Origin of the sequence: Moheibacter sediminis, from assembly GCF_900176425.1 — a bacterium.
In the GTDB taxonomy this organism is placed as follows: Bacteria; Bacteroidota; Bacteroidia; order Flavobacteriales; family Weeksellaceae; genus Moheibacter; species Moheibacter sediminis.
Genome location: NZ_FWXS01000003.1, coordinates 233,569 through 259,138 on the forward strand (window position 1 = coordinate 233,569; position 25,570 = coordinate 259,138).

General features: G+C 35.5%; 28 protein-coding genes and 5 tRNA genes. 29 read left to right on the forward strand and 4 right to left on the reverse strand.

The genetic code is table 11. The annotated features are described in order from the left end of the window. Positions 1 to 71 precede the first annotated feature (71 nt). From dnaX to B8977_RS06175, 3 genes are all read left to right on the forward strand, one after another. Positions 72 to 1,166 (forward strand): DNA polymerase III subunit gamma/tau, encoded by a 1,095-nt coding sequence (gene dnaX, locus B8977_RS06165; RefSeq protein ID WP_084016808.1) that lies wholly within the window; start codon positions 72 to 74, stop codon positions 1,164 to 1,166. 131 nt (positions 1,167 to 1,297) lie between these two features. Continuing rightward, on the forward strand, positions 1,298 to 1,801 hold the full coding sequence (locus tag B8977_RS06170; protein WP_084016809.1) for a hypothetical protein: 504 nt from the start codon (positions 1,298 to 1,300) through the stop codon (positions 1,799 to 1,801). A gap of 56 nt (positions 1,802 to 1,857) precedes the next feature. Beyond that, positions 1,858 to 2,778, forward strand: a complete 921-nt coding sequence (locus tag B8977_RS06175) for an FKBP-type peptidyl-prolyl cis-trans isomerase (protein ID WP_084016810.1) — start codon at positions 1,858 to 1,860, stop codon at positions 2,776 to 2,778. Positions 2,779 to 2,851: 73 nt separating this feature from the next. On the opposite strand, the gene rho is transcribed toward B8977_RS06175, so the two are convergent. Continuing rightward, positions 2,852 to 4,597, reverse strand: a complete 1,746-nt coding sequence (gene rho / locus B8977_RS06180; RefSeq protein ID WP_084016811.1) for a transcription termination factor Rho — start codon at positions 4,595 to 4,597, stop codon at positions 2,852 to 2,854. 196 nt (positions 4,598 to 4,793) lie between these two features. Between rho and B8977_RS06185 the strand changes: the two genes are divergently transcribed. The 24 genes from B8977_RS06185 to gloA2 all read left to right on the forward strand — a co-directional run bounded on the left by B8977_RS06185 (position 4,794) and on the right by gloA2 (position 21,410). Then, positions 4,794 to 5,198, forward strand: coding sequence for a DUF4293 family protein (locus tag B8977_RS06185; protein WP_084016812.1), 405 nt, complete (start codon positions 4,794 to 4,796; stop codon positions 5,196 to 5,198). A gap of 201 nt (positions 5,199 to 5,399) precedes the next feature. Beyond that, positions 5,400 to 7,586: a glutamine synthetase III family protein gene (locus B8977_RS06190; protein ID WP_084016813.1), complete on the forward strand. Its 2,187-nt coding sequence runs from the start codon at positions 5,400 to 5,402 to the stop codon at positions 7,584 to 7,586. A gap of 135 nt (positions 7,587 to 7,721) precedes the next feature. Then, complete coding sequence (locus B8977_RS06195) at positions 7,722 to 8,546, forward strand: T9SS-dependent choice-of-anchor J family protein (RefSeq protein WP_084016814.1); 825 nt, start codon at positions 7,722 to 7,724, stop codon at positions 8,544 to 8,546. Between the two features lie 131 nt (positions 8,547 to 8,677). Further along, a complete protein-coding gene (locus B8977_RS06200) occupies positions 8,678 to 9,442 on the forward strand; it encodes a T9SS type A sorting domain-containing protein (protein ID WP_084016815.1) in 765 nt (254 codons plus the stop codon). Between the two features lie 129 nt (positions 9,443 to 9,571). Further along, the gene (gene prfA / locus B8977_RS06205; RefSeq protein ID WP_084016816.1) at positions 9,572 to 10,660 is read left to right on the forward strand and encodes a peptide chain release factor 1; all 1,089 of its coding nucleotides are present in this window, start codon (positions 9,572 to 9,574) and stop codon (positions 10,658 to 10,660) included. Between the two features lie 38 nt (positions 10,661 to 10,698). Then, positions 10,699 to 11,985: a DUF2851 family protein gene (locus B8977_RS06210; protein WP_159447458.1), complete on the forward strand. Its 1,287-nt coding sequence runs from the start codon at positions 10,699 to 10,701 to the stop codon at positions 11,983 to 11,985. Beyond that, the gene (locus tag B8977_RS06215; RefSeq protein WP_084016818.1) at positions 11,975 to 12,196 is read left to right on the forward strand and encodes a PspC family transcriptional regulator; all 222 of its coding nucleotides are present in this window, start codon (positions 11,975 to 11,977) and stop codon (positions 12,194 to 12,196) included. Before B8977_RS06210 ends, B8977_RS06215 begins: the two co-directional genes overlap by 11 nt. 9 nt (positions 12,197 to 12,205) lie before the next feature. Further along, positions 12,206 to 12,502: a hypothetical protein gene (locus B8977_RS06220; protein ID WP_084016819.1), complete on the forward strand. Its 297-nt coding sequence runs from the start codon at positions 12,206 to 12,208 to the stop codon at positions 12,500 to 12,502. Positions 12,503 to 12,571: 69 nt separating this feature from the next. Beyond that, positions 12,572 to 13,525 carry a ComEA family DNA-binding protein gene (locus B8977_RS06225; RefSeq protein WP_084016820.1) on the forward strand — a complete coding sequence of 318 codons (954 nt, stop codon included), beginning with the start codon at positions 12,572 to 12,574 and terminating at the stop codon, positions 13,523 to 13,525. Positions 13,526 to 13,626: 101 nt separating this feature from the next. Then, on the forward strand, positions 13,627 to 14,769 hold the full coding sequence (locus B8977_RS06230; RefSeq protein ID WP_084016821.1) for an acyl-CoA dehydrogenase family protein: 1,143 nt from the start codon (positions 13,627 to 13,629) through the stop codon (positions 14,767 to 14,769). A gap of 62 nt (positions 14,770 to 14,831) precedes the next feature. After that, entirely contained in the window at positions 14,832 to 15,026 is a 195-nt protein-coding gene (rpsU, locus tag B8977_RS06235) for a 30S ribosomal protein S21 (RefSeq protein ID WP_084016822.1), read from the forward strand. A gap of 70 nt (positions 15,027 to 15,096) precedes the next feature. Then, positions 15,097 to 16,008, forward strand: a complete 912-nt coding sequence (locus B8977_RS06240) for a tyrosine-type recombinase/integrase (RefSeq protein ID WP_084016823.1) — start codon at positions 15,097 to 15,099, stop codon at positions 16,006 to 16,008. Next, positions 15,998 to 16,297, forward strand: coding sequence for a ribosome hibernation-promoting factor, HPF/YfiA family (gene hpf, locus B8977_RS06245; RefSeq protein WP_084016824.1), 300 nt, complete (start codon positions 15,998 to 16,000; stop codon positions 16,295 to 16,297). The genes B8977_RS06240 and hpf overlap by 11 nt, the downstream gene beginning before the upstream one ends. Positions 16,298 to 16,406: 109 nt before the next feature. Then, positions 16,407 to 16,480: transfer RNA gene (locus tag B8977_RS06250), tRNA-Thr, on the forward strand. A 25-nt stretch (positions 16,481 to 16,505) separates the two neighbouring features. Continuing rightward, a tRNA-Tyr gene (locus B8977_RS06255) sits at positions 16,506 to 16,587 on the forward strand. Between the two features lie 73 nt (positions 16,588 to 16,660). Then, positions 16,661 to 16,733: transfer RNA gene (locus B8977_RS06260), tRNA-Gly, on the forward strand. 9 nt (positions 16,734 to 16,742) lie between these two features. After that, positions 16,743 to 16,814, forward strand: a tRNA-Thr gene (locus B8977_RS06265). 140 nt (positions 16,815 to 16,954) lie between these two features. After that, entirely contained in the window at positions 16,955 to 18,142 is a 1,188-nt protein-coding gene (gene tuf / locus B8977_RS06270; RefSeq protein ID WP_084016825.1) for an elongation factor Tu, read from the forward strand. 70 nt (positions 18,143 to 18,212) lie between these two features. Beyond that, a tRNA-Trp gene (locus tag B8977_RS06275) sits at positions 18,213 to 18,284 on the forward strand. 68 nt (positions 18,285 to 18,352) lie between these two features. Continuing rightward, complete coding sequence (secE, locus tag B8977_RS06280; RefSeq protein WP_084016826.1) at positions 18,353 to 18,547, forward strand: preprotein translocase subunit SecE; 195 nt, start codon at positions 18,353 to 18,355, stop codon at positions 18,545 to 18,547. A gap of 26 nt (positions 18,548 to 18,573) precedes the next feature. Then, the gene (gene nusG / locus B8977_RS06285; RefSeq protein WP_084016827.1) at positions 18,574 to 19,119 is read left to right on the forward strand and encodes a transcription termination/antitermination protein NusG; all 546 of its coding nucleotides are present in this window, start codon (positions 18,574 to 18,576) and stop codon (positions 19,117 to 19,119) included. A 260-nt stretch (positions 19,120 to 19,379) separates the two neighbouring features. Further along, positions 19,380 to 20,243, forward strand: coding sequence for a DUF808 domain-containing protein (locus tag B8977_RS06290; RefSeq protein WP_084016828.1), 864 nt, complete (start codon positions 19,380 to 19,382; stop codon positions 20,241 to 20,243). Between the two features lie 7 nt (positions 20,244 to 20,250). After that, positions 20,251 to 21,012: a hypothetical protein gene (locus tag B8977_RS06295; RefSeq protein WP_084016829.1), complete on the forward strand. Its 762-nt coding sequence runs from the start codon at positions 20,251 to 20,253 to the stop codon at positions 21,010 to 21,012. Between the two features lie 11 nt (positions 21,013 to 21,023). Further along, on the forward strand, positions 21,024 to 21,410 hold the full coding sequence (gene gloA2, locus B8977_RS06300; protein WP_185116599.1) for an SMU1112c/YaeR family gloxylase I-like metalloprotein: 387 nt from the start codon (positions 21,024 to 21,026) through the stop codon (positions 21,408 to 21,410). Between the two features lie 18 nt (positions 21,411 to 21,428). Here gloA2 and B8977_RS06305 read toward each other — a convergent pair whose 3' ends face one another. Both B8977_RS06305 and B8977_RS06310 read right to left on the reverse strand, forming a co-directional pair. Further along, positions 21,429 to 22,163 carry a fatty acid desaturase gene (locus B8977_RS06305; RefSeq protein ID WP_084016831.1) on the reverse strand — a complete coding sequence of 245 codons (735 nt, stop codon included), beginning with the start codon at positions 22,161 to 22,163 and terminating at the stop codon, positions 21,429 to 21,431. A gap of 137 nt (positions 22,164 to 22,300) precedes the next feature. After that, entirely contained in the window at positions 22,301 to 23,119 is an 819-nt protein-coding gene (locus B8977_RS06310; protein ID WP_084016832.1) for a ZIP family metal transporter, read from the reverse strand. A gap of 344 nt (positions 23,120 to 23,463) precedes the next feature. On the opposite strand from B8977_RS06310, the gene B8977_RS06315 reads away from it, so the two are divergent. Continuing rightward, positions 23,464 to 24,048 (forward strand): Crp/Fnr family transcriptional regulator, encoded by a 585-nt coding sequence (locus B8977_RS06315; RefSeq protein WP_084016833.1) that lies wholly within the window; start codon positions 23,464 to 23,466, stop codon positions 24,046 to 24,048. Between the two features lie 108 nt (positions 24,049 to 24,156). Continuing rightward, complete coding sequence (locus B8977_RS06320) at positions 24,157 to 25,029, forward strand: nucleoside phosphorylase (RefSeq protein ID WP_084016924.1); 873 nt, start codon at positions 24,157 to 24,159, stop codon at positions 25,027 to 25,029. Here B8977_RS06320 and B8977_RS06325 read toward each other — a convergent pair. After that, positions 25,026 to 25,352, reverse strand: a complete 327-nt coding sequence (locus B8977_RS06325; RefSeq protein WP_084016834.1) for a DUF4286 family protein — start codon at positions 25,350 to 25,352, stop codon at positions 25,026 to 25,028. The genes B8977_RS06320 and B8977_RS06325 overlap by 4 nt on opposite strands. Between the last annotated feature and the right edge of the window lie 218 nt (positions 25,353 to 25,570).

Sequence of the window (25,570 nt, forward strand, 5' to 3'; positions counted from 1 at the left end):
ATAAGTCTGTCAATAAATTAAATTCTCAATCATTTTTCAACTAAAAAATTATTGTAGTTTTGTCAAACCGTATGGAAAATTTTGTTGTTTCAGCCAGAAAATACCGTCCGCTGCAGTTTGAAGATGTAGTTGGGCAGGCTTCTATTACCGATACTTTGGAACATGCGATTGGCAACAATCAATTGGCGCAAGCACTTTTGTTTTGTGGTCCGAGAGGTGTAGGAAAGACTACTTGCGCGAGAATTCTGGCAAGAAAAATCAACGAAGAAAACAATCAGATCGACGAAGAAAATCAAGATTTTGCATTCAATATTTTTGAACTGGATGCGGCTTCAAACAATTCAGTGGACGATATCCGAAGTTTGATTGACCAAGTTCGTTTCGCACCGCAAGTTGGGAAATATAAAGTTTATATCATTGATGAGGTGCACATGCTTTCTCAAGCTGCGTTTAATGCTTTTCTGAAAACTTTGGAAGAACCACCTGCGCATGCGATTTTCATTTTGGCGACTACAGAAAAACATAAAATAATCCCGACGATTTTGTCGCGTTGTCAGATTTATGATTTCAAAAGAATTTCCATCAATGACATCAAATTGCATTTGGAAAATATTGCACGTCAGGAAGATGTAGAATACGAAGAAGATGCTTTGCATTTAATTGCACAAAAAGCAGATGGTGCTTTGCGTGATGCACTTTCGATTTTTGACCGGATGGTGACTTTCACTTCGGGGAAATTGACTTTGGAAAAAGTTGCGGAAAACCTGAATGTTTTGGACTATGAATATTATTTCAAAATTACGGATGCTGCTTTGAAAAATGAAATTCCAAATTTGATGTTGCAGTTCAATGATATTTTGAACAAAGGATTTGATGCGCATCTTTTCATCAGCGGATTAGGCGGACATTTCCGTGACTTATTGGTGGCGAAAATTCCGCAGACAATTGATTTGCTGGAAGTGGGTGAAAACACCAAAATCAAATATTTGGATCAAGCACAAAGATGTGATTCTCAATTTTTGATTGATGCAATTGAAATTTGTAATACAGCCGACATCCATTACAAAACGAGTAAAAATGCAAGACTTACAGTTGAAATTGCTTTGATGCAATTGGGTTCTTTGACAGCAGAAAATTCAATTGATAAAAAAAAAAGTTTAGGATAATTTCACCGCAAGGCAGAACGATTCAAATTCCCAAAGTTAATCCACCACAAGAAAAATTAGACCCAAAAACGGAACAATCAACTTTTGTTCATCCTGAAACTTCTCCGAAAATAGAAGTAGCTACACCTGAAGTGAAGCGTGCAGACAAGCCCATTTCAACCAAAAAAGAAATGCCTGTTTCATTTAATCTGAAAAATATTTTTGATAAAGTTGAAGAGGAAAAACCCGTTTTGGAAGACAGAAGTAATTTGCCTAAGGAAAGTTTTAACGAAAATCAGTTCATCACAGTTTGGAGTGAATTTGTAGAAAATCTAAAATTGCAGAAACAAATTCCCGCTTACAACGCATTGCATACTGCAAAAATTACTTTGAAAGATGAGCTGAAAATCATTTTTGAGTTTTCTTCTTTGTCGCTTTCTTCTGAATTTGATTTGCAAAAAGACGCGTTGATGCGTGCTTTACGAGAAAAGTTAAAGAATCATTACATCGAATTTGAAGTTCAGATTTCAAAATCTGAATTGACGCAGACTTATATAAAATCAAAAACAGATATTTTCAAAGAAATGGCTGAAAAAAATCCGATTTTGCTGAGAATGAAAAATGAATTTGGATTGGATTTGAATTCAAATGATTAAGGACGAAAAATATTTCGTAAACTTGCCGAAAATTTAAAAGGAAAAATTAATATCAAATGAAAAAAATAATTGTTAGTGCAATTTTGGCTGCGGTTATCATTTCTTGTAACAAATCAGGAGGTGGAAGCGGTGCTTCAGTAGGTAAATTAGAAAATGACGATCAGAAAGCAGGTTATGCTTATGGTTTAAACATTGGTCAGCAAGTTGAACAGTATTCACAATCTTTGAAAGAAGATAGCTTGAACTATGCAGAATTGGAAAAAGGAATCTGGGATTATATAAACAATTCTAGCAAAGACAGAGATTCTTATGCGCAAGGGCAAAGCATCGGGATGGCGATTCAAGGTTTCATCAAAGGTCAGAAATTAGAAGGGAAAGTAGATCCGAAATTTGCAGTTGCAGGTATCATGGATGTTTTGAAAAAAAGCGAACTGAAATTTTCAAAAGATTCTATCGGGATGTTCATGCAGACCTATATGCAGTCTAATAGAGATAAAATGTCAGCTGAAAACCTTGAGAAAGGAAATAAATTTTTAGAAGACAAAAAGAAAGACAGCAAAGTCAAAGCTACTGCCAGCGGTTTATTGTATGAGGTTGTAAAAGAAGGAACGGGAGCGTTGCCTACTGCAACCAGTATCGTAAAAGTTAATTACAAAGGAAAGTTAATCGACGGTAAAGTTTTTGACGAATCTAAAAAAGAACCGGTTGAATTTCCATTGGCAAATGTAATTCCAGGCTGGACTGAAGGTTTGCAGTTGATGAAAGTTGGTTCTAAATATAAATTCTACATTCCTGCTAATTTAGGTTATGGAATGAACGGGAGCCCGGATGGTGCTATCGGACCAAACGAAACTTTGGAATTTGAAGTTGAATTGTTAGAAGCAAAAGAAGCTCCGGCTCAAGCGCCTCAGCAACAATTAACTCCAGAACAGATTCAACAATTGATGCAACAGCAACAACAGCAAGGAGGAAATTAATTCCAAATTGATCAAACATAAAAAAAGTCCCGAATTTCGGGACTTTTTTTATGTTTGATATTTTGATTGAATTTTATTTATTCATCGAAATCAAAAATTCTTCGTTGGAACGTGTTCCTTTAATTCGGCTTCGAAGAAATTCCATTGCTTCCAAAGGATTCATATCAGCCAAATGATTTCTCATGATCCACATGCGTTGCTGCGTTGGTTCGTCTAGCAACAAATCATCGCGACGCGTACTTGATGAGACCAAATCAATCGCAGGGAAGATACGTTTGTTGGCGATTTTTCGGTCTAATTGTAATTCCATATTACCTGTTCCTTTGAATTCTTCAAAGATAACTTCGTCCATTTTAGAACCTGTATCGATCAAAGCTGTTGCGATAATTGTAAGTGATCCGCCATTTTCGATATTTCTTGCCGCACCGAAAAATCTTTTAGGTTTGTGAAGCGCATTCGCATCTACACCACCTGACAAAACCTTTCCGGAGGCTGGAGCAACTGTATTGTATGCTCTTGCTAAACGCGTAATTGAATCCAATAAAATCACGACATCGTGTCCGCATTCTACCATTCTTTTCGCTTTCGACAAAACCAAGTTCGCAACTTTCACGTGTTCCGTAGCTTCTTTGTCAAACGTCGAAGCAACTACTTCTCCGTTCACACTTCGTTTCATATCGGTAACTTCCTCAGGACGCTCGTCAATTAATAAAACGATTAAATATGCTTCAGGGTGATTCGCTGCAATTGCATTGGCAACTTCTTTCAATAAAACAGTTTTACCCGTTTTGGGCTGTGCGACGATCATACCGCGTTGTCCTTTTCCAATAGGAGCAAACAAATCCAAAACTCTCGTGGAAAGTGTGGAATTATTTTCTGCTAATTTGAATTTTTCTTCAGGAAATAACGGAGTTAAATGTTCAAACGCAACTCTATCACGAACGAAATCTGGTGTACGACCATTGATTTCTTTTATTTTAATTAATGGAAAATATTTTTCTCCTTCCTTTGGCGGACGAACTTCTCCTGTAATTGTATCTCCTGTTTTCAAGCCAAAAAGTCTGATTTGTGACTGAGAAACATACACATCATCTGGTGAAGATAAATAGTTGAAATCCGACGAGCGTAAAAAACCATAATTATCCGGCATGACTTCTAAAACACCTTCCGTGTCAATTATTCCTTCAAATTCATAATTGGAAGCGCGGTATTTATTTTTATCCCCGTTATTTTGCTGGTTTCCACTTTGTGGATTGCTGTTTGGGTTTACATTACCGTTATTTTGTTGATTTGGATTTTGGTGAACCGTTTTGTTAGGTCTTTGCTGTTGGGGGTTGTTGGAGTTTTTTTGGTTTTTATTTTGGTTGGGATTCTGGTTAGGGTTGTTTTGTTTGGTGTTCGGGTTATTGTTCTGGTTTTTATTTTGGTTGGGATTGTTATTAGTTTTTGGAGGATTATTTTGTGGTGGACGGGTGTTTTGTGCCGGTGTTTCCGTTTTTACTTCCTCTTTTTTTGGTTCCTCTATTTTCGTCTCTTCTTTTAATTCAACTACAGTCTCTGTATTTTCTTTCGGAACTTGAGTTGTATTTTCTTTTTGAGCTTTCGGGAATATTTTTCTTTCTCTTGGTTCTCTTTTTTTAGGAGCTTCAGGAGTTGGTTTTTCTTCTTTTGCAAGAGCTGAATTGGCAGCTTGTTGGTCTAAAATGCTATATATCAGATCCATTTTTTTTAACTGCTTTACCTTTTTTACCTTTAGGTTCGAAGCAATTTCCTGCAATTCATCTAATTTTTTGCTTTTTAATTCATTTAAATCAAACATAAAAATTTTTGTGTATTAAATAGGGTATATTATAAAGTGTGGATTTACTTCTAATTACTTGTTAGTCAGAAAACTAAAATTTCAATAAAAGTGTTGTGAAGTATTTTGTGATTAGAAATATCACTGCAATGTTACGAATAAAATTTAAAACACAACAAAAAAAATATTTTTAATTTTGCAGTGCAATTCATCAGACATGATACAACGCAAACAAAGCATTTTTTTATTTTTAGCAGGAATTTTTTCTGCGGTTTCGGCATGGGTAGGTAATTTGTGGAAAACAACCACTGGTTGGATTCAGGCGGAAGACGTAATTATATTACTCGTTTTGTTTTTGTTGTCAACTGTCTTATCTTTGTCGTCAATCTTTTTGTTTAAAAACAGAAAGTTACAGATGCAACTTGGGTTGCTGAATATTTTATTGAACATTTTGTTAGTAGGTTATCTGGCTTACAGTTTATCAAATTTACCCGGAGGGTTTAACTCTGAGAAGGGTATTGGGCTTTTTGCGCCTTTCATCTCGATAGTGCTTTTAATTATAGCAAATCGTTACATTAAGAAAGACGAAAAGCTTGTGAAATCGGTGGACAGGTTCAGGTAAATCTAGCAACTTTTTATATGAGCGCGTAGAGCAATTCTTTTAGAGTTGCTCTTTTTTTATTTTATAAATTTAAATTTTAAGTGGATTTGACACATCATTTTGATTAAATTTCATTAAAAATTAAATTTAACCCTAAAAATTAAGGGGTGTATTTAAGAATTATATATTTTTGCATAGAATTACTTTAAAAAATTACCCACTATGTCACATTTACGTTTCAATGCGCTAAAAGAAGTACTCAAAAGAAATCCAATTCCCGTAGAAGTTCCGGAAAAGCTTTCTGTATTGTTTAACCAAAACGTCTTCTCAGAGGATGCGATGAGAGAGTACATGACCAAAGGTGCTTTTGGCTATATAATGGCAGCTCGTGAAAAAGGAGAAAAAATACCGAGAGAAGCGGCAGATCAGATTGCGGCAGCGATGAAAGATTGGGCATTAAGTAAAGGCGCTACTCATTATACGCATTGGTTTCAGCCGTTGACTGGAACGACAGCAGAAAAGCATGATGCATTTTTTACGCCAGTCGAAGGTGGAAAAGCAATTGAGCAATTCAGCGGATCGATGCTGGTACAGCAAGAGCCGGATGCTTCTAGTTTTCCCAATGGAGGAATACGTAATACTTTTGAAGCGAGAGGTTATACTGCTTGGGATCCCACTTCTTTTGCATTTGTGATAGGAACTACATTATGTATTCCTTCAGTATTTATTTCTTACACAGGAGAAACTTTGGATTATAAAACACCATTATTGAGAGCCTTACAGTTGGTTGATGAAGCAGCGACCGATGTGGCTAGGTATTTTGACAGAAACGTAAATAAAGTGCAATCTACCTTGGGTTGGGAGCAAGAATATTTTTTAGTAGATTCAGCATTATTCAACACACGCCCCGATTTACAATTTACAGGAAGAACTTTGGTTGGGCATTCTCCTGCAAAAGGTCAGCAATTGGATGATCATTATTTCGGATCTATTCCATTACGCGCTTTGATGTATATGCAGGATTTGGAAATCGAATGTATGAAATTGGGAATTCCAATTAAAACAAGGCACAATGAGGTTGCACCAAATCAGTTTGAATGTGCTCCTGTTTTTGAAGAAGCAAATCAAGCAGTTGACCACAATTCATTGTTGATGGATTTGATGGCAAGGGTTGCTAGAAAACATGATTTCAGAGTTTTGTTTCATGAAAAACCATTTAAAGGAGTAAATGGTTCGGGTAAACATAATAACTGGTCTTTAAGTACAGATACAGGAGAAAATTTATTAAGCCCCGGAAAAAACCCTAAAAAGAATTTACAGTTTTTGACATTTTTCATTAATACAATTAAAGCTGTAAACGAATATGGTGATATGTTGAGGAGTGCGATAGCTGCAGCAGGAAACGATCATAGATTGGGTGCTAACGAAGCACCACCGGCAATTATTTCTATTTTCATAGGATCACAACTTTTTAATGTTTTAAATGAATTGGAAAAAGTGAGCAAAGGGAAAATGTCTCCTGATGAAAAAACCGACATCAAATTAAATGTAGTTGGGAAAATTCCTGAAATCCTTTTAGATAATACAGACAGAAACAGAACTTCACCTTTTGCATTTACAGGAAATAAATTTGAATTTAGAGCAGTGGGTTCTTCTGCGAACTGTGCCGAACCGATGATGGTTTTGAATACAATCGTTGCGCATCAATTAAAAAAATTCAAATCGGAAGTGGATAAATTAATTGACAAAGGATTGAAAAAAGATGAAGCGATTTTCAATGTTTTGAGAGATTACATCAAAACTTCTAAAAATATTTTGTTTGAAGGAGACGGTTACAGCGGAGATTGGGAAATGGAGGCAGCAAAACGTAAATTAAATAATTTAAAAACAACTCCCGAAGCACTCAAATCAGAACTAAACCAAAAATACATTGATATTTATGTGGAAAATGGTGTTTTAACCAAAAGAGAAATCGAGGCTAGAAATGAAATTAAATTAGAGAAATATTCTTCATTGATTGACATCGAAGCGCAGGTACTTTCTGACTTGGCACGAAACCACATCATTCCGACTGCTATTAATTATCAGAACAAATTAATTGAAAATGTACAAGGTTTGAAAGAGATTTTTTCTGCTGCAGAATTCAAAGATTTAGCAAAAGAACAAATTGATTTGATTAAAACCATTTCTGAGAAAATTGCAATTATCAAATCCTCGGTAGATAAATTATTGGTCGAAAAAACAAAATCTCACCACATTGAAGATTCACATAAAAGAGCAGAGGCTTTTTGTGATAATGTAAAGCCGTTATTTGACGGGATACGCTCTGCTGTAGATGATTTGGAAATGATGGTAGATGATGAAATCTGGCCGTTGACAAAGTATAGAGAATTACTTTTTACAAAGTAAATGATAAAAAAAAAGAGAGCCTTCAATAGGCTCTCTTTTTTTGTGATATATGTCATAAATGCGTGTTAAAATAGAGGCTGTACTGCTTTTTCAAAAATCCTTCCATTAACTTTGAACAAATTAAAATTATAAAAAATGAAAAAATTTTTATTTTCTTTGGCTATGGTAGCCGGATTTATGACAGTGAATGCCCAGACAGTAATTTGGAGTGATGATTTTGAAGATGAAGACATTTCTGATTGGACTATCTATGATGAAGATGGGGATGGTAATACTTGGGGTGATTTGTTTTATGTACAGGATCAAAATCAAAATCCTGTTTCTCCAATATCACTAATTTCAAGATCATGGCAGCAAGTAGCTCTTACTCCAGATAACTGGGTGGTATCACCAGCGATAGATTTGACTGGAGCTTCTGGAGCTATCACACTTAATTGGAAAGTTCAAGCAGCAGCAGCAGCGTGGGATTTGGAGAATTATTCAGTATATGTAGCTACAGCTGCTGATTTAGCTTCATTAGAGGCTTCTGATGTGACATTTACAGAAACTTATGATGATCCTGCAAATGCAGGAACTCAATATGATAGAGACTTAGATTTAAGTGATTTTGCAGGTCAAATAGTTTACGTGGCATTTAGACATCACGATGTGACAGATCAAGATTGGCTTTCAATTGATGATGTTTCTGTTGAGGCGGAAACTTTGATGGCGGTTTCCGATTTGAATAAAAATGTATCGGCAGTTTATCCAAACCCTGTTATTGATAATTTCAATATAAACCTATCTTCTAAATTCAATGCAAGCAATGTATTTGTTACAATAACTGATTTGGCTGGCAGAACAGTTAAAACTTTCGGAGCTGCAGATTCTTATAACGTTTCTGAATTGCCAAAAGGTGTTTATGTAGTGAAAATCACTGATGGTCAGAATACTGAAACGAAAAAAATCGTTAAAAAGTAATCACAGCTTAAGATTTTAAGGTCGTAGGTCATAAAAAAACAGGGTAGACTAAATATACCAGTCTATCCTGTTTTTTTATCATTGTAATTCAGAAAAAAAAATTATATTTGTCTAAACCAAAAAACTATAAAATGAAAAAACTATTATTCTCTCTGGCTTTTGCAGCCGGATTTTCAGTATTAAATGCACAATATTGTATTCCAGATTCTTTGGACTGCAATGATGGAGATGTGATTTACAATGTGACTTTTGCAGGGATAAATAATGATTCTGACTGTAGCCCTGATGGATATGGTGATTACACAGAAACAGTTGATCCAGCTCAAGTAGTCCCAGGGGAAACTTATGAAATTTCTATGGATATCGGTGACGGATGGTATGAAAAAGTTTCAATGTGGATTGATTTCGATAATAATATGACATTTGATTCAGATGAAAGATTTGATGTGGTAGAAGGAGATACTGGAGGTGTTTTTTTTGGTGAAATTACAATTCCTTCCGATGTCAGCGATGGAACTTATACAATGAGAATTTATCTATCTGCAGCAGGTTCATCTGGAGACTATCCACAAGATCCTTGTGTAGATGAAGAAAATGAAATCTATGGTGAAATTGAGGATTATTTGGTGCAAGTTGGAACTATGGCGGTTTCCGATTTGAATAAAAATGTATCGGCAGTTTATCCAAATCCTGTTATTGATAATTTCAATGTAAACCTATCTTCTAAATTCAATGCAAACAACGTAACAGTTACAGTAACTGATTTGGCTGGTAGAACAGTTAAGACTTTCGGTTCAGCTTCTTCTTACAATGTTTCTGATTTAGCTGCTGGTGTTTATGTAGTGAAAATCACTGACGGTCAAAATACTGAAACGAAAAAAATCGTTAAAAAATAATTAGGTTATTTTCTAATATTTTCAAATCCCCTGAGAAAACTCAGGGGATTTTTTCATTAAAAATCTTTTGAAATTTCTAGTTTTTACTTTTTTACTAAACCTTATCTTTGCAAACTCAAAAATTACAAAATGGCAGACAAAGGTTTATTGGAAAAATTAAGAGCAATCAAACAACGCTTCGACGAAGTTGCGGATTTGATCATCCAGCCGGACATCATTTCCGATCAGGCCCGCTATGCCAAATTAAATAAAGAATATTCCGATCTCAAAGATTTGGTGGATGTCCAGCAGCATTATGAATCTTTGCTCAACGCCATTACAGAAGCAGACGAAATCATCGCAGACGGTTCAGATCCAGAAATGACGGAAATGGCAAAAGAGGAAAAAGACGAAGCTATCAACAAAATTCCGCAAGTAGAAGAAGAAATCAAATTCTTATTAATTCCAAAAGATCCTGAAGACGAAAAAAACATCATTGTGGAACTTCGTGCCGGAACAGGAGGAGACGAAGCTGCGATATTTGTGGAAGACGTTTTCCGTATGTATTCGATGTATTTCAAAAACCGCGGTTGGAAATTTGAAATTCTCAATACCAGCGAAGGATCTGTTAAAGGTTACAAAGAGCTCATCATGGAGGTACAGGGAGCAACTGTTTTCGGGACCATGAAATACGAAAGTGGTGTTCACCGCGTGCAGCGTGTACCGGAAACTGAATCTCAAGGTCGCGTTCATACTTCAGCAATTACCGTTGCGGTTTTGCCGGAAGCGGAAGAGGTTGACGTAGAAATCAATCCCGCAGATTTGGAATACCAAACCGCACGTTCAAGTGGAGCAGGAGGGCAGAATGTAAACAAAGTGGAAACAAAAGTACAGCTTACGCACAAACCTTCTGGAATCGTAATTGTTTGTCAGGAAGCGCGTTCTCAGCACCAAAACCGTGAAAGAGCGTTGCAATTACTTCGTACGAAATTGTATGAAATCGAATACGAGAAAAAACACGCCGAGCGTTCTGCGCAGCGTAAATCTTTGGTTTCTACTGGTGACCGTTCTGCGAAAATCCGAACTTATAATTATCCGCAAGGTCGCGTAACTGATCATAGAATCAATAAATCTATTTACAATTTGGACAATTTCATGAATGGCGACATTCAGGAAATGATTGATTCGTTGAAATTGGCAGAAAACGCAGAAAAACTAAAAGGTTCCGACGATATTTAAAATTTTTGTAATTTTCAGGTTGTAAACCTATAACCAACTTGAAAGAAAAATTTTTACATTTCGTGTGGAATTTTCAATTATTCCAAATTCAAAATCTTTGTTGTACTGATGGTTCAGAACTTTTCATTGAACAAAAAGGTCAATGGAATTTAAATGATTCCGGACCCGATTTCTTGAGCTCAAAAGTCAAAATTAAAAATACGCTTTGGGCTGGAAATATTGAAATTCATGTAAAATCTTCCGACTGGGATTTGCACAAACATTCAAATGATGATGCTTATTCAAATGTGATTCTTCATGTTGTTTTTGAACATGATAATGAAATTGAATTCTTGCAACAAAGAAATATTCCTACTTTGGAATTAAAGAATTTCATCCCCAAAGAAGTTTTGTTCAATTACAGGCAATTGCTGGAAGCACAGCGAAATTTTATTCCATGTGAAGAAAGCTTAAATCAAATTTCAAGAGAAACTGTCAATTTTTGGCTGGAACGAATTTTTGTTCAAAGATTGGAACGAAAAGTTTCGGAAATCGAAGAAGAATTTTCTCAAAACGGGAAAAACTGGGAAGAATTATTGTTCAAAAAACTGGCTTATACTTTTGGTTTGAAAATCAATGCAGAAGCCTTTCAGCACTGGGCGAATTCATTTGATTTTAAAATCATCCAGAAAACCCAAAACCAATCCGATTTGGTTCAGGCTTTGTTTCTCGGTCAAGCAGGATTTTTGGAAATTGAATCTGAAAGCAAATATGTGAAGTTACTCCAAAAAGAATTTCAATTTCTCCAATCAAAATATAATTTAAACCCTATAAATTCATCTGTTTTTAAATTTTTCAGGTTGCGTCCCCCAAGTTTCCCAACGGTTCGATTAGCGCAATTAGCTTCGGTTTATAGCCAATATCCAAATCTTTTTATGTTTTTGATGGGAAGTAAATCGGCGGAGAAAATTTATCCTGTTTTTTCCGATTTGGAATTAAATGAATTTTGGAAAACGCATTATACTTTAGATAAAGAAAGCGCGCGGAATTCTGACAAGAAAATCACTTCAGAATTAATCGAAAGAATCATCATCAACGTAATCGTTCCTGTGAAATTTGCGTATGCAAAATCGATTGGGAAAGATATCAATGACGAATTGATTGATTTGCTGATTTCGCTTCCGCCTGAAAAAAATACCATTATTGACGAATTTGCCAAAATGGGGTTAAAAGCCGAAAACGCCTTTGATTCACAAGCTTATTTGGAACTGAAAAAACATTATTGCGATGAGAAAAATTGCTTAAATTGCAGCGTTGGTTTACAAATCCTGAAAAATGTTCGATAAACTCCGTAATTTTTTGGAATTCAATGGTTTTAACGTGATTTCGAGAATCGCAGATCGCTTCGGCGTACGCGCTTCCAAATTGCGGTTGCTCTACATTTACCTTTCATTTGTGACGCTCGGCGTTACTTTTGGATTTTATTTGATTCTTGCATTTTTCCTTTGGGTCAAAGACGGATTTGTCATCAGGAGAAGATCGGTTTTTGATCTTTAAATTTTTAGGATGAATCTTTCCCGCGTTTACTCCATCACTTTAGTGTTGCTAACTTTTTTCATTTGGTATGTGATTTATTCTGCGCAATTTCTCATTTACGATGAGAGCTTGGGCAATATTATTTTAGCATTTTTGGTTTCAATTTTTTCGTTGATTGGAATTTTGATTTTGTTTTGGAAAAAAAGAAATATCATCAAAGATTGTCAATGGCAAACCATCATGTTTCTCTTGATTTGTTCTCCATTGACCATATTTTTTGTGGTGATGAATTATGAATTTATTTTTGGAGCAGTATTGAAAAACTAATTTCATAGGATTTTAATTTTGTGATGATTTTTTCTTTAAATTTATCATACCAACTTAAAATTCAACTTAATGAAAGCCTTGTCTCAGGTGCGCTATTCCAAATCTCAGCGTGTTGCAGTTTCTATTTTGATTTCTTCCTTATTATTAATTGAAATCGGAATCTGGCAGATTGATAAAAATCCAAAACCCATTGAAAATTTATCAATTCCCAATGAAATTACAGATTTACAAAAGCAGATTGACGCTCAGGAAGGAAGTTCTAATTATAAAACTTCAAAATACCAATCCGTAGACTTACAAAAGTTCAATCCAAATGAATTGGATAAAGAGGGTTGGATGAATCTTGGTTTTTCTCCAAAACAAGCTGACGTAATTTTGAAATACAAAAGAAGTTTAGGCGGGAATTTTTTATCCAAACAAGAAATTAAAGAATGTTTTGTTATCAATGAAGATAAATTTGATGAATTATCTCCTTATATATTATTGCCAGAATTTTCAAGTGGAAATTCAAACTCGAGCCGATATCAATCAGGAAATTATTCACCCCGAAAGAAAATCAATTATCGAAAATTTAATCCAAATGAATATTCGCAAAATGATTGGATGTCAATTGGGTTTTCGGAAAAGCAAGCCTTAACGATTTTAAAATACAAAAAAAGTTTGGGTGGAAATTTTACTTCGTTGGAACAAATTGAAAGTTGTTTTGTTATCAATGAAGATAAATTTCAGGAAATGAAACCTCACATAATTTTATCGGTAAAAGAATCAATCCCAACGGGACAAAAAGAAAAAATATCAATCATCCAACATCCAGTACCCATCAAAATCAAAAAATTCAATCCAAATGAATATTCAAAAGAGCAATGGATGGAATTAGGTTTCACAGAAAAGCAAGTGGGTACAATTATGAATTATAAACGTTCGCTCGGTGGAAAATTCAAAGATGCGGCAACTTTGAAAAAATGTTATTCCATTAGCGAAGATAAATTTGCTGAGATTGAACCTTATCTGATTTTCGATTAAAGTTTTATTAATTTTCATATTATAATAATTTGCTTATTTTTAGCATTTGAAATTAAAAGGAGAACCCAAGGTTCGGTAACGCAAAACAAAAAATTAAGTGTATGAATTTCGAAGTGAATGAAAGTCTAAATATAATCGCAGAGTCTGCAAGGGAGTTTGCAAAACAGCATATCGAACCGCACATTATGGAGTGGGACGAAGCACAAACTTTTCCTGTTGAGGTTTTTAAAAAATTGGGAGAAATGGGATTCATGGGAATTCTTGTTCCCGAAGAATTGGGCGGAAGCGGACTTTCTTATCACGAATATGTAGCAATCGTGGATGAAATTTCACAGGTAGATCCGTCAATCGGACTTTCTGTTGCCGCACACAATTCATTGTGTACCAACCATATTTTGATGTTCGCAAATGACGAACAGAAGAAAAGATGGATTCCGAAATTGGCTACAGGAGAGTGGATTGGAGCTTGGGGGCTGACGGAACACAATACCGGTTCTGATGCAGGAGGAATGAGCACGACAGCCAAAAAAGATGGCGACGATTGGATCATCAATGGTGCAAAAAATTTTATTACACATGCCATCAGCGGCGACGTTGCAGTGGTGATGACGCGTACAGGTGAAAAAGGGGCAAAAAACAATGCGACTGCTTTTGTGGTTGAAATGGGAACGCCAGGATTTTCTTCCGGTAAAAAGGAAAATAAATTGGGAATGCGCGCTTCTGAAACGGCTGAATTGATTTTTGACAATTGTAGAATTTCCGATGCAAACCGTTTAGGTGAAGTAGGAGAAGGTTTCAAACAAGCATTGAAAATATTGGATGGAGGAAGAATTTCCATCGCTGCGTTGAGTTTAGGAATTGCAAAAGGAGCTTACAAAGCGGCTAAAAAATATGCGATGGAACGTCATCAATTTGGGCAGAGAATTGCAGATTTTCAAGCGATTAATTTCAAATTGGCTGAAATGGCAACGGAAATTGCAGCTTCAGAACTGTTGATTCAAAAAGCTTCTCACTTGAAAAATAACCATCAGGAAATGACAACGGAAGGAGCGATGGCGAAATATTACGCATCTGAAGCCTGTGTGAGAATTGCGAACGAAGCGGTTCAGATTTTTGGTGGATATGGTTATACAAAAGATTTTCCGGCGGAGAAATTTTACCGAGATTCCAAGCTTTGTACCATCGGAGAAGGAACGACTGAAATTCAAAAATTGGTTATAGGTAGAAATATTTTAAAAGATTAATAAATAAGTTTGTAGGAATAATAATCTTTCCTATATTTGCAACCTCAAAAATAAGAGTCAATATGTTAATTATACCAGTAAAAGACGGAGAATCAATCGACAAAGCATTGAAAAAATACAAACGTAAGTTTGACAAAACTGGAGTTGTACGTCAATTGAGAAGTCGTCAGCAATTTATCAAACCATCTGTAACAAACAGACAACAACGTCTTAGAGCTGCTTACAAACAGCAGATGATCAGCCGCGAGGAGGATTAAGATTTTTGTTTTCTCAAAAATATACACCTGTTTAACTTAGTTTCTATAACTTTGTTAAACAGGTTTTTTTATGTCTATAGTTAAATTTTTAGAGTATCTCGAATTCGAGAAAAATTATTCTCCCCAAACAATTCTTAATTATAAATTGGATTTGGATGAATTTCAGAAATTCTATCAAATTGAAACTTCAGATTCCAACATTCATAAAGCTTCTAAAATTCATCTTCGTTCGTATTTGATGAAATTGTCCGGAGAGTCTCTTTCGGAAAGAAGCATCAACCGTAAAATCAGTTCGCTCAAAAGTTATTACAAATACCTTTTAAAGATTGAGCAAATTAAGATTTCTCCTGTTTCGGGCATCAAAACAATAAAACAATACAACAAAGTTCAACTTCCTTTTTCGGAAGACGAATTGAATTCGTTATTTGCTTCGGAAGAAATTTTCCCAAATAGTTTTGGCGGAGTTCGGGATAAATTAATTATGGATTTATTTTACCAAACCGGTATGCGTCGTAATGAATTAATCCAATTGAAAATTTCAGACATCAATTTTTCCGATAAAAACATAAAAGTTTTAGGGAAAAGAAACAAAGAGCGCATCATTCCTTTGAATGATGATTTATTAAATCTATTAAAGACCTATATATATTCGAGGTTAATTCAGTTTTCCGACAGTCAGGAATTACTTTTTCTAACTCCAAAAGGAAAACCTTTATACGATAAATTTGTTTATAACATCGTTAATCATTACCTTAGTGTTGTAAGTACGAAGCATAAAAAAAGCCCTCATATGTTGAGGCATAGTTTTGCTACCCACTTGCTAAACCGTGGCGCAGAGTTGAATGCGGTCAAAGAATTATTGGGGCATTCAAGTTTGTCCGCCACGCAAGTTTACACACATGGTAGCATAGAACAATTAAAAAATGTGTTTAACGATGCACACCCTCGGGTGGCTAAAAAACGAAACGATTATGACAATTAACCTTCAAACAGTAAATTTCAACGCGAAAGATGGATTAGAGGAGTACGTTGAAAAGAAATTAAGCAAATTAGATCAATACTATGATAAAATAATTGCGGCTCAAGTTTATTTAAAAGTTGAGAACATTTCAGAGAAAGAAAACAAGACAGTAGATATAAAATTAGAAGTTCCGGGAGACGATATCGTCGTGAAGAAAACTGGGCAGTCATTTGAGGAATGTATTGATTTATCGGTAGATACATTGAAGAAATTAATCATCAGAAAAAAGGAGAAAGTAGGCGACAGATAAAACTTAAAAAATATTTTTCCAAAAATTTGGAGAATTCGTAAAACTTCGTACATTTGCAGTCCGTTATAGAAAAACGGACTGTTCTTTTACATAAAAATGAAGATTTTTTGCCGGCATAGCTCAGTTGGCCAGAGCACGTGATTTGTAATCTCGGGGTCGTGGGTTCGAATCCCTCTGCCGGCTCTTAAAATAAACATCTATAAATCTTGGGGAGATACTCAAGCGGCCAACGAGGGCAGACTGTAAATCTGCTGACTACGTCTTCGCAGGTTCGAATCCTGCTCTCCCCACAATGATGTTTTTAAGAGAAAATCTTTATTCTGATATTGGACAAAGTCAATTCAGTTGACTAATTAAGTATAAGCGGGAATAGCTCAATTGGTAGAGCATCAGCCTTCCAAGCTGAATGTTGCGAGTTCGAGTCTCGTTTCCCGCTCAACTTTTGGCCGATGTAGCTCAGGGGTAGAGCGCTTCCTTGGTAAGGACGAGGTCACGGGTTCAATTCCCGTCATTGGCTCAGGGTAGAGTAGCGACTCATGGTTAGTATGAAGAAGATTTAATGAAGATAAAAAAATAGGTGTTGGGCACGAAAGCTCACCACTTTTCGTGTTGAAACAATTTAGAAATTAAGTATAACAATAGAAATTATTTAAAACAATGGCAAAGGAAACCTTTCAGCGTAATAAGCCGCACTTGAACATTGGTACTATCGGTCACGTTGACCACGGTAAAACCACATTGACTGCAGCTATTACAAAAGTATTATCAGATGCAGGATTGTCGGAGGCGAAATCATTCGACCAAATCGACAATGCACCAGAAGAAAAAGAAAGAGGTATTACAATCAATACTTCACACGTTGAATATGAAACAGCTAACCGTCACTACGCTCACGTTGACTGTCCAGGTCACGCGGATTACGTAAAGAACATGGTTACAGGTGCCGCTCAGATGGACGGTGCAATCTTGGTTGTTGCTGCAACTGATGGTCCAATGCCACAAACTCGTGAGCACATCCTTTTAGGACGTCAGGTAGGTATTCCAAGAATCGTTGTTTTCATGAACAAAGTTGACATGGTTGACGATCCAGAATTATTGGAATTGGTTGAAATGGAAATCAGAGATTTATTGTCTTTCTACGAATATGATGGAGACAATGGTCCTGTAGTTCAAGGTTCAGCTTTAGGTGCATTGAACGGTGAGCCTAAATGGGTTGATACTGTAATGGAATTGATGAATGCAGTTGATGAGTGGATCGAGCAGCCAGTTCGTGAGCAAGACAAACCATTCTTGATGCCGGTTGAAGACGTTTTCTCTATCACAGGTCGTGGTACTGTAGCAACAGGTCGTATCGAAGCAGGTGTTATCAACACAGGTGACGGTGTAGATATCGTTGGTATGGGAGAAGAAAAATTAACTTCAACAATTACAGGAGTTGAGATGTTCCGTAAAATCCTTGACAGAGGTGAAGCTGGAGACAACGTTGGATTGTTGTTGAGAGGTATTGAAAAAGGAGATATCCGTCGTGGTATGGTTATCGCTAAAGCTGGTTCAGTAAAACCTCACAAAAAATTCAAAGCTCAGGTTTATATCTTGACAAAAGAGGAAGGAGGTCGTCACACACCATTCCACAATAAATACCGTCCTCAATTCTACGTTCGTACAACTGACGTAACAGGAGAAATCCAGTTGCCAGAAGGCGTAGAGATGGTATTGCCTGGAGATAACTTGACAATCACTGTTGAATTGCTTCAACCAATCGCGTTGAACGATGGTTTACGTTTCGCTATTCGTGAGGGTGGTAGAACTGTTGGGGCAGGTCAGGTTACTGAAATCCTTGATTAATTCTTAGAATTAAATAATACAAAATAAAGGTGTTTTCGGTTTTCGAATTCGAGAACACCTTATTTTACTTACGGGCATAGTATAATGGTTAGTATCGCGGTCTCCAAAACCGCTGGTCAGGGTTCGAATCCTTGTGCCCGTGCAACAAGTGGACTGAGAATATCATTTAATAATTAATTGGAATTCTTTAAAACTTTAAAAAATTAACAGATGAAAATAGTAAACTATATAAAATCATCCTATTACGAATTCAAAGACCATGTAACTTGGCCATCTTGGTCAAGCCTGCAGCAAGACACGATTATCGTGGCTATTGCAACGGTTATCTTAGCAATCTTTTTGTATTTAGTAGATACTTTCTTCGGAGATGTAGTTATTAAAAACATCTTTACCTTCCTAAGATAAAACAGTAATTTGATAAGAAAGAGATTATGGCTAATAGAAAATGGTACGTTTTAAAAACTGTCAGCGGACAGGAAATCAAAGTAAGAACTTACATTGAAAATGAAATTCAGTACCATAAATTAGAAGATTTCATAGGGCAGGTTGTCGTTCCTATGGAAAAAGTAATTCAAATCAGAAACGGTAAAAAAGTACAAAAAGAAAAAGTGCACTATCCGGGCTATGTGATGATTGAAGCAGAACTTCAAGGGGAAATTCCTCACATAATCAAAAACATTCCGGGTGTTATCAGTTTTTTAAGTGCAACCAAGGGAGGTGATCCATTGCCGATGAGACAGGCCGAAGTCAACAGAATGTTGGGTAGAGTAGATGAATTGGCAGAATCAGATGACAATTTGGTAAGCATTCCTTATTTAGTAGGAGAAACTGTAAAAGTTATCGACGGACCATTCAACGGATTCAACGGAACAATTGAAAAAATCAACGAAGACAAACGTAAGTTGGAGGTGATGGTTTTGATTTTCGGACGCAAAACTCCGCTTGAATTGAGCTTCATGCAAGTAGAAAAAGTTTAGTGTTTTTTTTATAAAAAAATATAAAGTGCTTCCCACAAGAAGCACTTTTTTTATTTTAGAAATCCAATATTTTCTTATAAATTCTTCATAATTTTTTATTAGATTTTTAATAAATAATCATGGATGTCAATTTTGCTTGACTTATTTCAAATGTTATAATTATTAAAAAATTCAACATTTATTCTATATAAAACTTTAACCTCATGAAATTCTAAAATCTGAAATCTAAAATATAAATTTGCAACCAAACAAAAATAGAAATGGCATCAGGAATTTTTGCAGTATTAGACGACATCGCAGCACTCATGGACGACGTAGCAGTCGCAAGTAAATTAGCAACCAAAAAAACTGCAGGAATCCTTGGTGATGATCTAGCTGTCAATGCCGAAAAAGCAACTGGATTTCTCGCTTCACGTGAAATCCCTGTTCTTTGGGCGATTACAAAGGGGTCTTTCATCAATAAACTGATTATAGTTCCCGTAATTTTATTAATGAACGTATTTCTTCCGATAGCTACAACCATAGCATTGGTGATTGGAGGATTTTACCTCGCCTATGAAGGCGTTGAAAAGATCATCCATTTCCTATTCCACCGTGAAAAAAAAGGCGAAGAAGTTATCACTGAAAATACAGTAGATGACCGCGAAGCAGAAAAAAAGAAAATCCGTTCAGCCATAATCACTGATTTCATTCTTTCTGTAGAAATTGTAATCATCTCGCTTGGAAGTGTTTTACAAAGCGAACTGACAACACAAATCCTTACCGTTTCCGTAGTAGCTATCATAGCTACAATCGGCGTTTATGGAATCGTCGCACTCATTGTCAGAATGGACGATGCAGGTTATCAATTAATCAAAAAATCAGATGGAAAAGGCTTCTTCAATACATTAGGGAATTTACTTGTAAAAGCTTTGCCAATTGTAATAAAATCGTTGGGTGTAATAGGAACAATTGCATTGATTTTGGTTTCCGGTGGTATTTTTGTACACAATATTGATTACTTCCATCACTTATTACCGAACATTCCGTCAATATTCAAAGAAATTGGATTTGGTTTGATCGCCGGAATTTTGACGTTATTGGTTGTGGAAGGAGGTAAAAAAATCATAAAATTATTTAAATAAACTGCCTTTGAAATTTTTAGTTTATATAGGACTTATTGTTTCTACAATTTCTTATGCTCAAAAAAATTTAGTATTGGATTTAGCTACAGTTGATTCGAAATTTGATGTTTCAAAATATTATTATACCGCATTGGAATCAATACATGGAAATCTACCTAAAGAACATAAAAATCTAAGTAGAAGGACAGGCGCATCTAAATTTGAAACTATGCGTCCCATTTTTGTAAAAGATACTTTATACTCTGTATCAAAAGACAATACACCATTTTCACTTGTAGAAAGTTATGTGTTAAGCGATGTGAAATCTTATAATATATATGGTTATGTATATAGTATAGGTTTCAAACCTAAGAATGATACCGTAGCAAAAATCAATGATTTGTATCTGAATGAATTGGTAATGATTGAAAAACCAGAAAAAAATAAAATGGTTTTTCTTGTTGGTTCAACTACAGTACCGAATGAAGAATCAAATCAAATCAAAAATAAAGATTTGATTGATCAATTGATTTTAAATTTGAGTTCAAAATATGGAAAAGTAAAATCATATAAATCCACAATTACTGAATACATGTTATATGATTGGGAATTCAAAAATCATGTTTTGAGGATTATTCCAAGCGGATATAATGTTGGAAGAATAAACCAGCCCACAAAAAAATATTTAGAATTACAAATAATGGTAGTCAATAAAAAATACATACCTGAACTCAAATCCTTGAAACATCCATATGTAACAGGTTTTGCTATTGATTTTTCGATGTATTAAACTAAACTCTGATGATTATTAATTCCATCCATCACATCGCCATCATCTGTTCCGATTATGAAGTTTCGAAGAAATTTTATACAGAAATTTTAGGACTGGAAATCATTAGAGAAGTTTACCGCGAAGAAAGAGAATCGCACAAATTGGATTTAGCTTTGAATGGAAATTACATCATCGAATTGTTTTCATTTCCCGATCCGCCCGAAAGAGTTTCCCGTCCTGAAGCTGCAGGATTGCGTCATTTGGCTTTTGGAGTGAATGATTTGGACAAGGCTGTTAAAGAATTAAATTCAAAAAATGTAACCACAGAAACCATTCGCATTGACGAATTTACGGGAAAAAGATTTACTTTTTTCTCAGATCCCGATGGACTTCCGTTGGAATTTTATGAGAAATAAAATTTGGATAAAAAACAATTAAACTGCCAATCTTTTAATTTTTATAATTCTGAAGAGTTGCAATAAACGCATCGACTGAAAACCCATATCCCATTCAAACCATCTTCTTGCATTATTGGGGGTAGTTGGATATTTGTGGTGATTGTTATGGTAAGCTTCACCCCAAAAAATGAAATCAAACGGAAGGATATTTTTGGAAGTATTACTCATCTTAAAGTTTTCATAACCAAATTTGTGTGCCCACCAGTTGACAGCCATTCCCTGAAAAGAACCCATAATAATGGTTATCGGTAGAAAAAGCCATTGCCACCAAGCAGTCGCCAGCCAAGCATAAATCAAAATATAAATCAAAATCCAAAGAACACGTACTACCCAATTATGGGCAATTTTGTCAAATGATTCCCATTCCGGCAGATCTTTCTTATACTTATTTTCAACCAAAGTATTTCCCACATGAATATTGATGTAACTGTTTCGAGTTGTCCACATCATCAAAAAAGGATTAGGGTCATTGTGCGGCGAATGCGGATCTTCAGGTTTATCTGTATGTACATGATGCAGGCGATGCATCAGACCGTAAGCATAAGCGCTGATGTAAGATGAACCTTGAGTTAGAAAACAGCCTATGTAAAAAATTCTTTCCCAAAATTTAGACATCGTAAACATATTATGTGCTGCATAACGATGGTGAAAAACGGATTGGAAAAATAAAGAAAAATACCAGTGAAGTATCAGAAATACTAAAATAGCCATAAGAAAGAATGTTGTTTTAAATAATTAATAACGAAACAACATTCAGGGTTTTACGACGGATTGTTGAATAATTGTGGCAAGGTAGTATTTTAATTCATTGAAAAGAAATTAATTAACCCAAAGAAATATTAAATTAATCATCCCAACAAAACATCCAGCGACATCATCACCACAAATCCTGCAACAAAACCTAAAGTAGCAATGTCGGTATTTCCGCTTTGCTGTGTTTCAGGAACGACTTCTTCAATCACCACATAAATCATCGCAGCTGCCGCAAATGCTAAAGCATAAGGTAAAATGGGTGTGAAAAATGTAACTGCAAGTGCACCCAAAACCCCAAATATAGGTTCTACAATTGCAGAGCCCTGCCCATACATAAAGCTTTTTCGGCGTGAAAGTCCCATTCTTCTAAGGGGCATCGCAACGGCAATTCCTTCAGGAAAATTCTGAATTCCGATTCCAATTGCCAAAGTAACTGCGCCTGCAATCGTAGCTTCAGGAATTCCGGCAGCTACGCCACCGAATAATACCCCGACCGCCAATCCTTCCGGTATATTGTGTAAGGTAATTGCTAAAGTCAGTAAAGTAGTTCGCTGCCACGGTGTTTTCACACCTTCTGATTGTTTGAAATTGATGTGTAAATGGGGTAATAATTTGTCTAACCCAAAAAGAAACATCGCACCCATGATAAATCCAACCGCTACGGGGACGATTTTCATGAAACCTCCTCCCGTACTCATTTCTATTGCAGGCGCAAGCAAACTCCAGTAACTTGCTGCAATCATAACTCCGCCCGTGAAACCCAGCATTCCGTCCAGCAAAACACGGTTCATGTTTTTGAAAAAGAAAACAAATGAGGCGCCCAAAGCTGTCAATCCCCACGTAAAAAGTGTTGCATACAACGCTGCCAAAATAGGAGAAATACTTTCAAAATAATCAATCAGGCTTTGAAACATTTTTTTAATTTAATACAAATATATAAAATTGTTAGACAAATCTAACTTTTATTTGATTTTTGAATTTTTTAATAAATTTCAATTTAATTCAAATTAAAACATAAAATACTCAATTTATTATCTTGGGTTAATAAAATTCAAACTCGAAATCAAAAAGAGAAAAATTTCACAAAAATTGCTGTAATATCGCGGAACCAATTAAAAATATAGGTTTGGTTTAGGTTAAGGTAGCTGCTCCGGCAGATTATTCTTCCGGGGCAGTTTTTAAAATAACCAATCTCCATCTTATGAATAACTAGCAGCTATTAAGAATATTAATTTTAATACTTACTTGCTAAACTAGAATGGATACCAATTATTTTTCAAAATCATTTTTTGAAACACAGGATTTTTTAAGTGATGATGATCGAAAAAAATTACTTGAACTCACTACACTCAAAAGATACCCTGCCAATACGATTATCTTAAAATCAGGTGAATTTACAAATGATGTCGGTGTCGTTATGGAAGGGCTTATACGCGTATACGGTCTCAATGACAAGTCGGTTCATTTTGTAACCGATGGTCAGGTTTTTGGTTCCATGGATACGCTGGTTCTGAAAAAACCTTCACGTTATAACTATGAAACACTGGAAGATACGGTAATGTTTGTATTGAATTATGAAGAACTGGAAGCATCTACGCAGAAATATCCCAATATCGGTTTGCTGCTTCTAAACTATTGGAAACAAACGGCAATGAATATTTTTAAGAATTTAAATTCATTTATTAAATATTCTCCCGAAGAGCGTTATGAGCATTTGATAAAGAAACAACCTCATCTGGTTTTGCGCGTGAAAAGCAAATACCTCGCTTCTTATCTTGGAATTCATCCCGTTTCGCTGAGCCGTCTCAAAAGCAGATTTCTGAAAAATTCTGATGATGAATAATTTAAGTTGAATTCAATTTTAATTTTTGGAAAAATTTGTTTTAAACCTAATTTTAAATTCATCTCGGATTAGAAAATTTATGTAGGTTTGATGTTTGAAATTGATTTTATGAGCAAAGCAGCATCTGAACTTATCTTGAATCCTGACGGAAGTATTTACCATTGTAACATCCGCCCGGAACATCTGGCAGATTTGGTAATCACTGTAGGTGACCCGGACCGCGTGGAAAAAGTTTCTCAATATTTTGATTCGATTGAATTCCAAACACGCAAAAGAGAAATCGTAACACATACCGGAAGCTTGAATGGCAAAAGGATTACGGTAATTTCGACCGGAATGGGAACGGATAATATCGATATTGTTTTAAGTGAACTGGACGCTGTTGCCAACATCAATTTAGAAACGGGAGAATTAAATCCAATCCAAAAAGAACTACAATTTGTAAGATTGGGAACTTCTGGGGCTTTACAGAAAGAAATTCCTGTAGACAGTTTTGTTTTGAGTTCGCACGGATTAGGCATGGATGGTTTACTTCATTTTTATGAGGATTCTTTGATGGTACGTGACCTGGACATGGAAGAAGCTTTTTATGACCATTCAGAATGGGATGATTCGAAGCCTGTCCCTTATGTAGTAAAAGGTTCTACTGATTTGTTGGAATTATTGTCATCAGACCAGACAAGTTTGGGGATCACGGCAACTGCCTGCGGATTTTACGGACCGCAGGGAAGGAAATTACGTTTAGTTCCTTCTCCTGAAAATATCAATGATGTTTTGGCTAATTTTGAATTCAATGGGCATAAAATCACCAATTTCGAGATGGAGACTTCGGCTATTTACGGTTTGTCAAAAATGCTCGGACATGAAGCGCTTTCATTGAATTGTATCGTTGCCAATCGTGCCTTGGGAGAATTTAGCAAAGATTCTTACAAGAGCATCGACAAGATGATCCAATATGCTTTGGAGAAGTTGACGAATTAACTCAAAACGGAATAAAAATCCTCTATAATGTCAAGTTCCGTGCGAAATGCAAGCATCTTGTCTGCGAACTTTTCAAGAGACTTTTGTTGCAGCATGGGTGCGAAATTGTCCTGATAATCCTGTAAATCTTCTTTTGAGTGGCAAACGTATTGTGCTGAATAATTTTGACTTCCGTCTTCTTTGTGGGAAGTAAGTTTAGAAAATCTGCATGAGATGAATTTACCTGTATTCATGACTTCGGGAATATGCGTTTTGCGCATCCAATGGAGCCATTCTGTTTCTATTTTTTCGTCTATGTTGATGGTTACGTTGTAAATGATCATTTGAAATCTATTTCTGAAACGAAGATAAAGGATTTAATTTAAAAACTTGAAGATTGGGAAATTTCAAAATCTAAAACTGTATTTTTAAAATAAGAAAATGGGTCGTGCCGGAATGCTTTTCTAATGCAGGTTTCAGAGATTATTTAGAATGATTGTGCGTTAGCCAACGCGAGTGAAGGAAATGACAATATAAGTGAAGAACTTACCTAGGCGAGTAA